Source organism: Fontimonas sp. SYSU GA230001 (genome assembly GCF_040066175.1).
Lineage (GTDB): Bacteria > Pseudomonadota > Gammaproteobacteria > Nevskiales > Nevskiaceae > Solimonas.
Window position 1 is genome coordinate 53,668 of the sequence record NZ_JBEAAM010000011.1, and the last position, 14,411, is coordinate 68,078.

At 68.8% G+C, this 14,411-nt stretch carries 14 protein-coding genes; 6 read left to right on the top strand and 8 right to left on the bottom strand.

All coding sequences use genetic code 11. From position 1 onward, the window contains the following. Positions 1 to 147 precede the first annotated feature (147 nt). Positions 148 to 1,044, bottom strand: a complete 897-nt coding sequence (locus tag AAG565_RS07140; RefSeq protein ID WP_348818877.1) for a diguanylate cyclase — start codon at positions 1,042 to 1,044, stop codon at positions 148 to 150. A 76-nt stretch (positions 1,045 to 1,120) separates the two neighbouring features. Next, positions 1,121 to 1,753: a TetR/AcrR family transcriptional regulator gene (locus AAG565_RS07145; protein ID WP_348818878.1), complete on the bottom strand. Its 633-nt coding sequence runs from the start codon at positions 1,751 to 1,753 to the stop codon at positions 1,121 to 1,123. A gap of 146 nt (positions 1,754 to 1,899) precedes the next feature. On the opposite strand from AAG565_RS07145, the gene AAG565_RS07150 reads away from it, so the two are divergent. Both AAG565_RS07150 and AAG565_RS07155 read left to right on the top strand, forming a co-directional pair. Beyond that, positions 1,900 to 4,353: a hypothetical protein gene (locus AAG565_RS07150; RefSeq protein ID WP_348818879.1), complete on the top strand. Its 2,454-nt coding sequence runs from the start codon at positions 1,900 to 1,902 to the stop codon at positions 4,351 to 4,353. A 98-nt stretch (positions 4,354 to 4,451) separates the two neighbouring features. Further along, positions 4,452 to 4,802, top strand: a complete 351-nt coding sequence (locus AAG565_RS07155; protein WP_348818880.1) for a hypothetical protein — start codon at positions 4,452 to 4,454, stop codon at positions 4,800 to 4,802. A 48-nt stretch (positions 4,803 to 4,850) separates the two neighbouring features. On the opposite strand, the gene AAG565_RS07160 is transcribed toward AAG565_RS07155, so the two are convergent. The 4 genes from AAG565_RS07160 to AAG565_RS07175 are packed head-to-tail and all read right to left on the bottom strand — an operon-like array spanning position 4,851 to position 9,902. Beyond that, positions 4,851 to 6,059 carry a hypothetical protein gene (locus tag AAG565_RS07160; RefSeq protein WP_348818881.1) on the bottom strand — a complete coding sequence of 403 codons (1,209 nt, stop codon included), beginning with the start codon at positions 6,057 to 6,059 and terminating at the stop codon, positions 4,851 to 4,853. After that, on the bottom strand, positions 6,056 to 6,868 hold the full coding sequence (locus AAG565_RS07165; RefSeq protein ID WP_348818882.1) for an outer membrane lipoprotein-sorting protein: 813 nt from the start codon (positions 6,866 to 6,868) through the stop codon (positions 6,056 to 6,058). Before AAG565_RS07165 ends, AAG565_RS07160 begins: the two co-directional genes overlap by 4 nt. After that, a complete protein-coding gene (locus AAG565_RS07170) occupies positions 6,846 to 9,227 on the bottom strand; it encodes an MMPL family transporter (protein ID WP_348818883.1) in 2,382 nt (793 codons plus the stop codon). Before AAG565_RS07170 ends, AAG565_RS07165 begins: the two co-directional genes overlap by 23 nt. 3 nt (positions 9,228 to 9,230) lie before the next feature. After that, positions 9,231 to 9,902, bottom strand: a complete 672-nt coding sequence (locus AAG565_RS07175; protein ID WP_348818884.1) for a TetR/AcrR family transcriptional regulator — start codon at positions 9,900 to 9,902, stop codon at positions 9,231 to 9,233. Between the two features lie 117 nt (positions 9,903 to 10,019). Here AAG565_RS07175 and AAG565_RS07180 point away from each other — a divergent pair, with 117 nt between their 5' ends. The 4 genes from AAG565_RS07180 to AAG565_RS07195 are packed head-to-tail and all read left to right on the top strand — an operon-like array spanning position 10,020 to position 12,674. Next, complete coding sequence (locus tag AAG565_RS07180) at positions 10,020 to 11,195, top strand: magnesium transporter (RefSeq protein WP_348818885.1); 1,176 nt, start codon at positions 10,020 to 10,022, stop codon at positions 11,193 to 11,195. Further along, positions 11,192 to 11,527, top strand: coding sequence for an EF-hand domain-containing protein (locus AAG565_RS07185; protein WP_348818886.1), 336 nt, complete (start codon positions 11,192 to 11,194; stop codon positions 11,525 to 11,527). The genes AAG565_RS07180 and AAG565_RS07185 overlap by 4 nt, the downstream gene beginning before the upstream one ends. Then, complete coding sequence (locus AAG565_RS07190) at positions 11,524 to 12,261, top strand: sulfite exporter TauE/SafE family protein (protein ID WP_348818887.1); 738 nt, start codon at positions 11,524 to 11,526, stop codon at positions 12,259 to 12,261. The genes AAG565_RS07185 and AAG565_RS07190 overlap by 4 nt, the downstream gene beginning before the upstream one ends. Beyond that, a complete protein-coding gene (locus AAG565_RS07195; protein ID WP_348818888.1) occupies positions 12,252 to 12,674 on the top strand; it encodes a PaaI family thioesterase in 423 nt (140 codons plus the stop codon). The genes AAG565_RS07190 and AAG565_RS07195 overlap by 10 nt, the downstream gene beginning before the upstream one ends. Here the strand turns inward: AAG565_RS07195 and AAG565_RS07200 are convergent. Further along, entirely contained in the window at positions 12,653 to 13,408 is a 756-nt protein-coding gene (locus AAG565_RS07200; protein WP_348818889.1) for a DUF2238 domain-containing protein, read from the bottom strand. The two genes, AAG565_RS07195 and AAG565_RS07200, sit on opposite strands and share 22 nt — an antisense overlap. A gap of 8 nt (positions 13,409 to 13,416) precedes the next feature. After that, positions 13,417 to 14,337, bottom strand: a complete 921-nt coding sequence (locus AAG565_RS07205) for a LysR family transcriptional regulator (RefSeq protein WP_348818890.1) — start codon at positions 14,335 to 14,337, stop codon at positions 13,417 to 13,419. Between the last annotated feature and the right edge of the window lie 74 nt (positions 14,338 to 14,411).

The following is a 14,411-nucleotide window of genomic DNA, read 5'->3' on the forward strand; positions in this document are numbered from 1 at the left end:
CAAGACCCCTGCGCGTGCGCGGACCGCAATCGGCGCGCGCGGCGCGGAAGTGTGCAAGAGAAATGCCAGGATGCGCCACCCGTCGCCGCTGCGGCGCGGCGCTGCGTGTGGTGCGAAAGATGTCGGAAATGGACGCGGCGTGTCAGTTCAGGTTGCCGGCGCCTGCCATGCGCGTACCGTGTTGCGGCCCGCGGACTTGGCCGCGTACATCGCTTCGTCGGCGCGCGCGATCGCCGTTTCGACGCTCACGGCCGGATCGAGCGCGGCGACGCCGAACGAGGCGGTGATGCGCACGGTCTTGTCGCCGATGTCGATCGCCGTTGCCGCGAGCCGCGCGCGCACGCGCTCCAGCACGGCCGCCGCGTCGGCCACGCCGGCGTGGCGCATCGCGATCAGGAACTCCTCGCCGCCGTAGCGATAGACGACGTCGTACGGACGCACGTTCTCCATCAGGCAGCGGGCCGCCGCCGCCAGCACGCAATCGCCTGCGGCATGGCCATGGGTGTCGTTGACGCGCTTGAAGCGGTCGAGATCGACCATCGCCACGCACGAGGTCTCGATGCCGCGCTGCGCCGCCGCGTGCTGTTCGCGCAGGCGCGCGAGCAGGCTGTTGCGGTTCACGGCGCCGGTCAGCGGGTCCGTATTCTGGAAGGCATCGACCAGTTCCTGCTTCAGCGACGAGACTTCCAGCCGCATCGTCTGCAGGGCCGCGGCGAAGCTGTCGAAAGCCTGCGTCGAGACGGCTCTCCCGCTGGCGGCGGTCTGCAGCAGCTCGCGCGCGAGCGCGTGCATGCGCGCGTGCGCGTCGCCCAGTGCGACGAAGGCCGGGTGCGCGTGCAGCCGCGCGCTGTCGGCGCTCGCATACCACTGGCCGAACCGGCAGCGGCAATGCGCGTCCTCCGCCAGATCGTCGGCGCGCGGCGGCAGGGCGCAGATCAGCGTGCGGTTGAGTTCGCTGTGCCAGAGCTGGTGGCTGTCGATCGCCTGCTGCAGCTTGGTCAGCACGCCCGATACTTCCGCGGCGGGCAGGCTGTTGAGGGTCATCGCCGGTCTCGTGGCTGTCGGCTGCAAGATCCTGCCATGGCAACCGGTCGGCCGCATTGATCCAGGTCGGTGGCGCTCAGAGCAGTTTGAGCACCATCTCCACCAGCGTCTGCGTCAGCCGCTCGCGCGACAGATGCGCCGGCCGGTACAGCACGGTCTGCAGGATCGCCGACCAGACCATCGTCATCAGCAGATAGGTGCTGGCCTCGGGATCGTCGAAGTGCACGACGCGCTGGCTCTTGCGCCGCCCTTCCTGGGCGATGTGCTGCAGCGTGTCGGACAGGCCGCGCACTTCCGGGATGTCCCACAGGAACGGGACCTCGCGCAGCGCCACGCGCAGCAGCGCGCCGCGCCGGTCCAGCGCCGCGGTCATCGCCCGCATCCACGAGTCGATGCCGGCGCGCGGCTGGCCGTCGAGGGACAGCGCCTCGCGCAGCCCGTGCGACACCTCGGCGGTGATCTCGCGCATCACGCGCGCCAGTGCGCTGGCGATGATCGACTGCTTGTTGGGAAAGTATTCGTAGAGCGAGCCGATGCTGACGCCGGCGCGCTCGGCGACGCGATTGGTGGTCACCGCCGCGTAGCCTTCAGCGGCCAGGAGCTGAGCCCCGGCCTCGACGATGGCGTCGAACGTGGCCCGGGCCCGGGCTTGCCGGGGCTGTTTTTTTGCTTGCAAGTCAGCGACTTGAATCCGATCGACGGCACTCATCCACGAACTCCCGAGTTTCCGAGTATTTCCGAGCTTTTATTCGGGTTAATGTTGCCACGCTCGCCCGACATCGGGCGGGGTCGGCTGCGCCTGCGCAGCCCGGCAAGGACACCGCGGCGCGCGGGCTGTGGCTGGAGGAGAGCGTCATGCAACACGGGTTCCGTCTGATTCTGCTTGTGGGCACGCTGGGCCTGAGTGCCTGTGCGGGCGAGTACAGCGGCACGCAGGGCGGCGGTGGCGCTGCGCCGGGGCCGGGCGGCGGCGCCACCGGCAGCGTCGAGGAATTCTTCGCGCAGCGCGTGCAGCCGCGCCTGGCGTTCTGCCGCAGCTGCCACGTGCCGGGCGGCATCGCCGATGTCGAGGGCGGCCGCCAGTTCATGCTGTCGAGCAATGCGGCGCAGGACCTCGCCAACCTGCGCGCGTCCTGGGAGCGCCTGGGCGGCAACAACCCGACCTCGCGCATCCTCCGGATGGCCTCCGGCGCGGAGACGCCGCACAGCGGCGGCCAGCCCTGGCCGGCCGGCAGCGATGCGTACCAGGACATGCAGACGCTGCTGCGCTGCTTCGAGAATCCGGCGGGCTGTCTCGACGGTGCCGGCGGCGGACCGGTGAGCCAGGAGCAGCCGCTGCTGGGCAGCAAGCACGCGCTTCACCTGTGGGCCAGCTATTGCGAAGGCCGGCCCGACGACGCCGTGCTGCCGGCCGATCCGCGCACGCTGGTGCGGCCCGGCTTCAACGCCGGCAAGGCCGTGTACTTCAACGCGTACTGGGAGGACTGCCACGCCAACCTGCCGGAAGCCGAAGGCGCGGCCAAGACCTGCGGCGAATACCGTGCGCGCCGCGACCGCGGCCTGGCCTTCCTGATCGACGAACTGCCGGCCGCGGCGATGTCGGCGGCGGCCTACAACGACACCTGGAAGAAGTGGGGTCTGGCCGAGCGTCCGGCGGACTTCGACGCGCTCTACACGCTGCGCTACGGCCTCAACGAGGCGCCGTTCCACAACCCGTATCCGCTGCCCGGCGAGGACCCCAACGCGACCAACGGCGGCTCCGGGCGACTGCCGCTGGGTCTGCGCCAGCTCAAGGATGCGAACGGCCGCTGGACCGGGCAGATCGGCACCGCCGCCTGCTTCCAGTGCCACGGCGGCCAGATCGGCACCGCCGACGACCCCGGCGGCAACCGCATCGGCCTCGCCAGCCTGGGCCTGGGCAACAACAACTTCGACGTGCCGATGAACGCGCAGGACAACTCGCCGTTCGCGCAGACGCCGTTTTCGTCGCTGCTGCCGGCGCTGGACATCAACAGCCTGTTCAACATCGGCATCAAGCAGCGCGGCCAGAACAATGCCGTCGGCGCATTCGAGTTCCTCGTCACCGTGCTCGATCTCGACTCGCTGGGCATCAACCCCAATCCGCTCAAGACCATCGTCGAGACCAGCGGTCCGCAGGACCAGGCGCATCCGCTGGCGCACACCCAGGACACGCCGCCGTGGTGGAACTTCGGGTCCCGACCGCGCAAGTTCTTCGACGCGGGCGTCTCCAACGACAGCACGCGCATCATCATGGCCGCCGGCCCGGGCGAGTTCGACCAGCTGATGACCTACGACGGCAAGCCCTACCGCGACCGCATCGAACAGTACGACCAGGATCTGGCGACCTATTTCCTGTCGCTGGTCTCGCCGGCCTATCCCGGCGCGATCGACACCGCGCTCGCCGAGCAGGGCGCGATCCTGTTCCACACCAAGGACCTGTGGGCCGCGCCCGGCAACGCCAACGCGCCGCGCCCGCTCGGCGGCAACGGCTCCTGCGCCAGCTGCCACGGCGCCTACTCGCCGCGCTACGTCAACGATCCCGCGTACCTGGAAAACCCCGCGCTCGAAGGCGTTGCCGCGCACATCGCGCCGCTCGCCGTGATCGACACCGACCACGCCCGCTCCGACATGCTCACGCCGACGCTGCGCACGCGCTGGGACACGACCTTCTGGGGTTACCAGGACAACGTGCCCGGCTACGTGGCACCCGAGGACAAGGATCCGTTCACCGAAGCCGCGGACGACCTGTACCCGGCCGCCCTGCGGCCGCAGGGCGTGTGCGGCTGGGAGAAGGACGTGATCGGTTATCAGGCGCCGCCGCTGTACGGCGTGTGGGCCACCGCGCCGTACTTCCACAACGGCTCGGTGCCGACCGTCGAAGCCGTGCTCGATTCGAGCAAGCGCGTGCCGATCTGGCGGCGCAAGCTGCAGACCGCAGGCCCGGTCACCGGCTTCGACCAGCGCCTGTCGGTCGCCTACGACTTCGACGCGCTCGGCTGGAAGGCCGACGCGCTCGACTGCACCGACATCCCCGGCACGCAGCAGATGAACTGCAGCCCGGTCAGCGACCAGGGTCCGTCCTTGACGCAGATGATGCAGAACTACCTGAACCAGTCACTGGCGTGGACCGGGCTGTTCACCATCTCCGACCCGGCCCCCGACGCCATCGACAAGCGGCTGGTCTATGACACGCGCATCCTCGGCAACGGCAACGGTGGCCACAGGTTCAGCGACGTGCTCACCGACGCCGAGCGCAAGGCGATCATCGAGTACCTCAAGACGCTCTGAGCTGCTCCGTCCGCTCCCGCGTGCAGGAGCGGGCCGACCGCTCTTCTCCCTCGGCGCGGCGGAGGGGCGCTCCGCCGCAAGCCCCCCGCCGGCCGGACGTGAAGGCTTCGCGCTTTCGCGGTATTTTCGAGCGGTTCGGTCATGTCCGCTCGAAGGAGGTCGATATGGCAGTCATGATCACGGCGGAGGTCAAAGGGCAGACCCAGCAGGGCTACGACGGCATGCTGGCGGTGCTCGGGCCGGTCATCCGGCAGGCGAAGGGATTCATCCTGCATGCGGCACATCCCGTCGAGGATGGCTGGCGCGTCATCGAACTGTGGGAATCGAAGGCGGATGCGGACCAGTTCTTCGCCAAGAACGTCGCGCCCCATCTGCCGCCCGGGATCCGGCCGAAGCGTTCGGTGCAGACGCTCCATGCCCTCGTCCGTCCAGAACCGGGAGCGACCTAGCAGGGCCGGGCGCGCAGGCCGGCCGCGCGCCCGTTCCTTTCGGATGCGTCAGAAGTAGCGGATGTATTCGATCTGCAGGTAATCGTCGCGGCGCAGGAAGTACAGCGGGTCGCGCGCATCCGCGTCCATGAACAGGCGCAGCTCCAGCACGAGCTTGCCCGCCGCGCCGATGCGGCGGCTGGCCTCGACGTTGCCGAAGATGCCGCCGCGCTGCGTGTCGATGATCGCGCCGGCGAGGATCTCGGTGCTGGCGGTGTCGTTGGCGGCGATGCGCGTGCCGACGAAGACGTCGTTCTGGAACGGTGTCGGCGCATCGTCGCCGCGGCTGTCCCAGAGGTACTCGGTCAGCGCGCCGATGTCCCAGGCGCTGTCGAACACGCCGCTGAAGGTGTACTCGAACCCGCCGGCCGCCGCGCTGTAGTCCTCGACGCGGTTCTGCTGATGGATCGCCTCCAGCTTCCAGATCCAGCCGCCCTCGACGACGAGATTGGCGTCGAGCCCGGTCTGCTCGATCAGGTCATAGACGGGGACCAGCACGGGGCCGGACGGCGTCAGGCCAGGCATGAAGCGCGGCGCGCGCGCGGTGCCGGAGAAATGCGACAGCCCCAGGTCCAGCGGCCCGGCCGAAACATTCCAGCGCAGCGCGTAGTCGATGTGGCGTTCCTCGCGGCGCGACTCGTACACGGCGTCGCCGATCGCGTAGGGCAACGGCGCGCGCAGGCGCGCATCGGCGCCGGGCAGCGTGCGCTCGCGGAAGTACGGCAGCACGAAGCCGGTGAAGGTGCCGAGCGCCGGCGAGGTCCACGCGAGGCTGAGCATGGGCTGGCCGAGCTTGTCCTCGCCGTCCGGGTTCTCGACGAGGTCGGTCTGGTTGACGATGTCCACCAGGTGCACCGATTCGGTCACGCCCCAGAACACGCGGCCGACGCCGGCACGCAGGTCGAAGGCGCCGGCGCGCTGCTGCAGGAACAGCTCGCGGACATCGGCATGCGTGCGCTCGTCGTCGATCGAGTCCCAGCGCGCGAACGGCTGGAACGTGATGCTGCCGTCGCGGCTCCAGGCGTAGTACAGCTCCGGCAGCACCGACACCGACAGGCCGACGGTGTCGTCGGCCTGGTTTGCGTAGGCGGCCGGCTGCAGGAACGTGCGGGTCTCCGCGGACAGTTCCAGCGACAGCTTCAGGTCGGCGTCTTCGGCCAGCGCCGCGAACGGCAGCAGCGCGAGCAGCGCGCCGGCGCGTCTGAGCACTGCACTCACCGCGCCGCCTTCAGGCTGTTCTGGTCGAAGTCACGGTCGGTGTAGCCGTTGCGGAACTTGTAGTTCTTGAACAGAAGCGTGGTCGATTTGCCGGTCTGGTGGTTGACCATGTCGAGGCGGCTGGGGCGCCAGTACTTGTCCAGATACTTCTGGTATTCCTTGAACTCCAGCGTCTTGAGCAGCGACTGCTTGCGATCATAGAACTCGATCTTCAGCGGCCGGTACTCGGCCTTGTCCATCCAGATCACCTGGCGCGTGTAGCCGGAGTCCTTGTCCACCGGATAACGCTCGGTGACGAAGCAGTCCTGGCCGTCGAGCGTCTCGTCGCGCAGGTACTTGTACGTGTACTTCTCGACTTCCTGCGAGCCGAGGTCCTCGAAGGCGAACTCGCTGCCCATGAACGGGCCGGCCTTGTTGTTGCCGGCGATGCGCTTGACGCGCTTGAGCGCCGGCAGGTACAGCCAGCGGTCGTCATCGGCCGTCTTGTGCGAATAGGTCAGCAGCGCGGTGCCTTCGACGTCCTTGGGCTGGTCGAAGATGATCAGCGACTTGTCGCCGTCGCCGGCGACTTCGAGCACCTGCGAGCGGATCTCGCGCTTGGATTCCTCGCCCTGACGGTTGCGCAGGATCATCTGCATCGTCGCCGACGTGTCGCCGAAACCGTCGTTGCGCCGTTCGGCCTCCTTGGCGATGGCGAGGCCCTTTTCCTCGGGCGTTTCGGCGCGGCTCGGCGCGGCGACCAGCGTCGCGCACAGCGCGACGATCAGGCTCGCGGCGACGCGTGCCTCACTTCGTGGCCAAAGCTTCATGGGGATTCTCCTCGACGGACGGAACGGTGGACGGAATCTTGCGGGGACGGTCGATCGCCAGCAGCAGCGTCGGCAGCAGCAGCAGGTCCAGCGCCAGCGCGAAGACGATGCCGATGCTGGTCAGCCGGGCCATGCCGCTGTTCGGCAGGAACGCCGACTGCGACAGGATCAGGAAGCCGGCACCGAGAATCAACGTGGTGACGACCAGCGCCGAGCCGACGGTGTGGAAGCTGTGGCGCACCGCCGCCTCCGGCGTATAACCCAGCTCGCGCCGCGCGCGCAGGTACTTGCTGAGGAAGTGGATCGTGTCATCGACGATGATGCCGGCGGTCATGTTCAGCACGATCGCCATCGTGAAGTTGATCTCGCCGCTGACCAGCGCCCAGATGCCGAACGCGCCGCCCAGCGGCAGCAGGTTGGGCAGCAGCGACGCGGCGCCGATGCGCACCGAGCGCAGCGCTGGCAGCAGCAGCAGCGAGATCGCCGCCAGCGAGATCGGCAGCGAGATGAAGTTCGACTGCAGGTTGCGCTTGGAGATGTGCGCGAACATCACGGCCGGCGACACGCCATGCGTCTCCATCTGCGGCGCGTGCTCGTGCAGCCACTGCCGCGCCTGCTCCTCGATCGCGCGCGTCTCCTTGGACTTCAGATGCTCGAAGACGACGATGAAGCGGGACGAGGACTTGTCGATGTTGATCGTGTTGTTCAGGTCCAGGCCGAACGGCAGCGACATCTCGTAGAGCAGCAGGTACTGGGCCGACAGCTCGCGGTCGTCCGGCAGCGCGTAGTGCGCCGGGTCGTCGCCGTTCATGCTCTTGTTGAGCTTCTTGAAGATGTCGGAGACGGTGCCGACGTAGAGCACTTTCGGATTCTGCTTCCACCACTGCGTGAAGTCGTCGAGCGTGCGCAGGTAGTCCGGGTGCGACACACAGTCCGGCTCGCCGCAGCGCAGCGAGAACTCCATCGAGTACAGGCCGGTGAGCTTCTCAACGATGCGGTCGGTGTCGGCGCGGAAGGTGATGCTCGGCCCGAAGAAGTGCGCGAACAGGTCGTTGCCCTCGTTGCGGAACGAGACCACGGTCAACGCCACCGACACCGCCAGCGTGCTCCAGAACACCGGCCGGCGCCGGCGCACGACGAAGCCACCGATGCGGTCCATGATCCGCGTCAGGCCGGAGGATTCGCCATCCTTGGCGACGGGGATGCGCAGCGGCAGCACCGCGAGCAGCGCCGGCAGCAGGAAGATCGAGTAGAACCAGGCCAGCATCACGCCCATCGACGTGATGTTGGCGAGATCCTTGAGCGGCGGCGAATCGGTGAAGTTCACCGACAGGAAGCCGATCGCGGTGGTCGCCGACGTCAGGAACACCGGCGCGAAGTTGACGCGCAACGATTCCACCAGCGCGTCGATCTTGGGCGTGCCGGCGCGCATCAGCGCGAACGCGGTCAGGCACAGGTGGATCGAGTCGGCGACCGCCAGCGTCGTGATGATCTGCGGGCTGGCCGCCGACGGCGGTGTCAGGTGGATGCCGAGGTAGCCGGCCATGCCCATCGCGGTGACGGCCGACACGACGATGACCACGGTCGTCGCCAGCGTCGCGAGGCCAGAGCGCAGCATCAGCCAGGTGATCAGCACGATCATCGCGTACATCGCCGGCACCAGCGTCTTCATGTCCGCGGCGGCCGCCTCGGTGAAGGCGTTGGACATCATGTTGGAGCCGGTGATCGGGATGCGTGCGATCTCCGGGTGCTCGGCGAGGATGCGGTCGCGCAGCGCGCGCGTCGCGGCGACGGCGGCCGGCAGCTCCTTCTGCGTCTGCTCGGCGAACGGCGGGAACTGGAAGGTGATGTTGATGGCTGTGACCGCGCCATCCGGCGCGATCAGCCGGCGCAGCAGCATCGGTTCGTGCAGCGTCACGTCGCGGATTTTGGCGATGCGCTCCGGCGTCAGCGCGTCGTCATCGGCGAGCAGCGCGGCGACCTGCAGGTCGTCACCGGCGGCCTCGGTGTGCTGGTAGTTGGTGATCGAATCGACGCGCAGCGCATACGGCAGCTTCCACGCCTCGGCGGTCATCTCGCGCACCGCTTCGAGCACGCGCGGCTGGAAGACGTCGCCCTCGCGCGGCTCGAACATCAGCAGGATGTTGTCGTTCTTGCTGTAGACGTTCTGGATCTCGTCGAAGGCGAGCAGCTGCGGGTTGTGCGGGCCGAAATAGACGCGGTAGTCCGTGGAGAAGCTGAGCAGGCGCGCGCCCGCGCCGACAGCGATGACGCTGAGCAGCGCCAGCAGCAACGCCCACCAGCGGTTGCGCATCAGCCAGCGCGCGTAGCGGACGATCCATTGATCGAAGCGATTCATGGCTTACCCCTTGCTGGTCTTGGAACTCGCAGCCGGGACGGCCGCGGCTTGCGCCGGATGCGCACCGCTCCGCGCACGGAGGGATTCGAGGTAGTCCACCAGCCCGCGCATGCTCGATTCGAGGAACTCGCGCGAGCGTTTCGACTTGGCCAGGCCGACACCGCCCTCGATGGACGAGATGATGAAGGCCGCGGCGTCCTCGGGCGCGACGTCGGCGCGCACGACACCACGCGCCTGTCCCCTGCGCATGGCCTCGACGATGCCGGCCCGCCACTCGTCGAGGATCGACTGCAGGCGCTTGCGGAAGCCCTCGTCGATCGGCGACATCTCGTTGATCAGGTTGTTGAACGGGCAGCCGTACTCGATCGCGTGCGCCGAGCGCGTGCGCGTCAGCTCGCGGCACACGGCGACGGCGGCGTCGATGCAGTTGTCGGCATCCAGCACCGGCCGCCAGGCCGCTTCGATCCACGGCCGCACGACTTCCTCGACGACGGCGTAGCCGAGCTGGGTCTTGCTGCCGAAATGGTGGTAGAGCGCGCCCTTGGTCACGCCGCTCGATTCGAGAATCGCGTCGAGGCTGGCCGCACGGAAACCCGAGCGGTGCATCTCCTCGAACGCGCATTCGAGCAGGGTCTGGCGCGTGCGGTCCGGCTGGCGTCTGGCGGCGGTCTTCATCGGCGGTCCATCAACATACCGACCAGTATGAATCTTTCTGCGGTGGTGTCAACCGCGCCGGTCCGCGGTCGCGGACCGCGGCACCGCATAATGACCGTGAACCACCGGGAGGCGGGTATGGACGAGTCGCAGCACGTGAAGGAACTGGTCCGCGCGGCCAGCGTGCGGGTGCCGATGGATGCCGCGACGCTGCTGTCCCACGAGCCGCCGGCCGTCGTCGCGCAGGTGCTCGACCAGCTGCCGCATGGCATGGCGCACACGATCGTCGATCATCTGCCGCCGGCACTGCGCCCGCAGGATTTCGCCATGCCGGAGATCGCGATTCCCGGTAGCGTCGCCGATCTGATGGAACCGGCGCGCGGTGTGCTGCCGGAACAGGCGACCGTGCAGGACGCGATCGAGTACCTGCGCGCGGCGGACGACGCGCGGCAGATCACCTACCTCTACACCACCGACGCCGACGACCGGCTGACCGGTCTGGTCGTGATCCGCGACCTGCTGCTGGCCACGCCCGACCAGCCGCTCGCCGATGTGATGCTGCGCGCGCCGTTCACGCTCGAACGCGAACTGCCGATTGGCGACGCCGTGCGCGCCGCGGTGTATCGCCAGTATCCGGTGTATCCGGTGATCGACGCAGATGGCCGGCTCGCCGGCATCGTGCGCGGCTGGAAGCTGCTCGAACGGCAGGCGGTGGAAATCTCCGCGCAGACCGGCCAGATGGTCGGCGTGGACAAGGACGAGCGCGTCCACACCGGCTTCTGGCAGGCGTTCCGCATGCGCCACCCATGGCTGCAGGTGAACCTGCTCACCGCATTCCTCGCCGCCTTCGTCGTCGGCAGCTTCGAGGACACCATCGCGCGCGTGGTCGCGCTCGCCGCATTCCTGCCGGTGCTCGCCGGGCAGAGCGGCAACACCGGCTGCCAGGCGCTGGCGATCACGCTGCGCGGCCTGACCCTGGGCGATCTCGATGGCCGTCCGGTCGGGCCGCTGCTGCGCAAGGAAGCGCTGCTCGGCGCGCTCAACGGCCTGGTGGTCGGTGTCGTCGCCGCGGCGGCGATGTGGATCTACGCGGCACGGACCGGCGCGGCCGACGCGCCGATGCTGGCGCTGACCATCCTGCTGGCGATGACCGGCGCCTGCGTCGGCAGCGGCGTGTTCGGCGTGCTCGTGCCGCTGACACTGCGCCGCCTCGGCGCCGACCCGGCGACCGCCAGCAGCATCTTCCTGACCACCGCGACGGACGTGCTCGGCATGGGGCTGATGCTGTTCCTCGCCACCACACTCGTCTCATGACCCGCAACCCGCACTTCTGGGCCGCGCTGGCTGCCCTCGTCCTGCTCGCCGCCTGCGCGGCGACGCCCCCCGAGCGCGATGCGCGTCGCGATGCGCTGGCGCCGCTGCGTGACCGCTTCGACGCCGCCGACCGCGACGGCGACGGCGCGCTCGACCGCGACGAGCTCGCCGCCGGTCTGCCGGAGTTCGTCGCGGATGTCGATGCCATCGACACCGACCGCAACGGGCGGATCAGCGCCGCCGAGCTGCGCAGCTACCTGGAGTGGCAGCGCATCCTGCGCCGCAAGCCCAACGACCTGCGCGAGCAGCCCGCCGACATGCGCGCCCGATGACGCCGCTCGACGCGGCGATCCTGTTCGTCGCCTTTCTCACCGCGACGCTGTCCGGCGTCGCCGGACTCGGCGGCGGCACCATCCTGATCGGCGTGTTCTATGCGCTGGGCCTGAGTCCGGCCGAGGCGGTGCCGCTGTTCGCCGCGGTGCAGTTCGTGTCCAACAGCGCGCGCACGGTCGCCTACCTGCACCACGTCGAATGGCGCGCCACCGGCTGGTTCCTGCTCGTCGCCGTGCCGGCGACCTTCCTCGTCGCGCCCTTCGTCGAACACGTCAACGCCGATCTGGTGCGCCTGCTGCTGGCCGGGCTGATTCTCGCGTCGCTGGCACCGGGCCGCGCCGAGCAGTCGCCGCTGCCGCCGCGGCCGGCATTCGCCATCGCCGGCTTCCTCAACGGCAGTCTGGGCATGTTCGTCGGCGCGACCGGCCTGTTCGTCGGCCGCCTGTTCTTCCGCCCGGAGTGGCGCAAGGAGACGACGATCGGCACGCTGGCGCTGACGCAGACCCTGGGCCATGCGCTGCGCGTGCTCGCCTATGGTTTCGTCGGCTTCTCCGCGCTGACGCGGCCATTGCTGCTGGGCCTGATGTGTGCCGCGGTGATCGCCGGCACCGCGCTGGGCAAGCGTCTCAACGGACTCGTCAGCGAGGCGCAGTTCGCGCAGCTGTTCAAGTGGATCCTGATCGTGCTTTCCGTGAAGCTCGCGTTCGATGGCTTGAGGGGACTATGGAACTGAAATTCGATGCGGCCGGCACGCAGGCGCTGATCCGCGGCGGCGTGCGTGTCGCCGACAAGGGCGGTCTGGTCGTCGAGGACGTGCGCCAGGGCTATGCGCGCATCCGCCTGCCGTTCCGCGACAGCATGCTGCGGCCCGGCAACGTGATTTCGGGTCCGGCCTTGTTCACCGCCGCCGATTCGGCGATGTACGCGCTGGTGCTGTCGCACCTGGGCCCGGCGCTGATGGCGGTCACGGCGAACATGAATCTGGCCTTCCTGAACAAGGCGCTGCCAGGCGACGTCATCGGCGAAGCGCGCCTGCTCAAGCTCGGCCGCAAGCTGGTGGTGATGAGCGTCGAGCTGTTCACCAGCGCCGACCCGCAGCGCATGGTCGCGCACGTCACCGGCAGTTATGCGCTGCCGGGCGCCTGACCCGCCGTGTCGTCCAGCATGCGCGCGATCTCGTTCTCGCCGTAAGGACGGGCATCCTTGACCTTGAGGCTGTTCGACCACTCGCGCGCGAAGTCGCGCTGCAGGAAGCCGTTGACCACCGCGGTGATCAGCATCGCGGTGAGCGCGCCGGTGGCGGCGAGCGCCATGTCCTTCTGCGCGTCCCAGATGTCGCCCTGCGTGCCCAGATAGGCCGCGCCGAGGTCGCCGCCGACCACCGATGCCGCACCCCATTCGATCAGCTCGAACAGCGCCGACGTCGACAGCGTGAAGTCGAGCGGCAGGAAGTAGCCCCAGAAGCCGCGCACGTCGGCGACGCGCAGGAAGATCTCGCGGATCGGATAGGCCAGCAGCAGGCCGTAGCTGAAGTGCACGACGCGGTCGTAGTTGTTGCGCTGCCAGCCGACCAGCGCGTTGAAACTGTCGCCGGTGAGTGCGCGCCACGCGGCCTCGTAGGGCACCTGCGCGTAGGTGTAGTGTGCGCCGACCGCGTGCAGACACAGGAACACGAAGATCAGCGTGTACGAGACGCGCGAGAACACGAAGGCGCGGTGACTGGCCCACAGCCCGAAGCCGAAGGCGGCGACCAGCATGTTCTCCAGCGCCCAGTCCCGGCGGTCCAGCGGCGCGACCGCCAGCCACAGCCAGAGCACCGCGTAGGTGCCGAGCAGCACGAGCACGTAGAGGCGGTACGCGGGCGTGATGCGGTCGCGCACGGCGGCATTCATCCCTGCGGCAGGCCGCGTTCCCAGAACGGCGGGTCGCCGATCTTCTCGGCGAGGAAGCCGACGAACGCGCGCAGCTTGGGCGAGCCGTAGCGGTTGGGCAGATAGACCGCGTACAGCGTCGGCTGGTTGAACGCGGTATGGCCGCCCAGCGCGATGGCGAGACGGCCGCTGCGCAGGTCGTCGCCGATCGCGTAGGTCGGCAGCAGCGCCAGGCCGCAGCCGGCCAGCGCGAGCGTGCGCAGCGCGTCGATGTTGTTGACGGCGAAACGCGGGCGGATCGGCACCTCGATCTGCGCGCCGTCGCGCACCAGGCGCCACACGCCGTCGGTCAGGTGGTGCGGATAGCCCAGCGTCGCGTGGGCGGCGAGTTCGTCGGGCGTCTGCGGCGTGCCGTGCAGGCGGAAATAGGCCGGCGTCGCGCAGACGACGAAACGCAGCGGCGCCAGCGGTCGCGCGACCAGCTGCGGCGACGGCGCGCCGGTGATGCGCAGCGCCAGGTCGAAGCCTTCCTCGGCGAGGTCGATCGGGCGGTCGCTGGTGACGATTTCGAGATCGACCCTGGGATAGCGGCGCAGGAACTCGGGCAGCAGCGGCGCGACGATCGCGCCGACGAAGGAATGGAGCGCGCTGACGCGCAGCTTGCCGCCCGGTTCCGCCTGCAGGCGTGCGACGGCTTCGCGCGACTGCTCCAGCTCCTCGACGATGCGCGCGCAGTGCGCGTAGTAGGCCGCGCCGGCTTCGGTCAGCGACAGCTTGCGGGTCGAGCGTTGCAGCAGCCGTGCGCCGAGCCGGCGTTCGAGCTTGGCGACGTGCTTGCTCGCCACTGAAGGCGCAATGCCCAGACGCTGCGCGCCGCCGGCGAAGCTGCCGGCGTGCACGACCTGCGCGAAGGTCACGAGGTAAGGCAGTTCGTCCAAGTCGGGTCAGATTGATGCCGTTCTGGAATCAATCTACGTCCAACAACCCGGCTGATCAACGCCGAGCGCCGAAT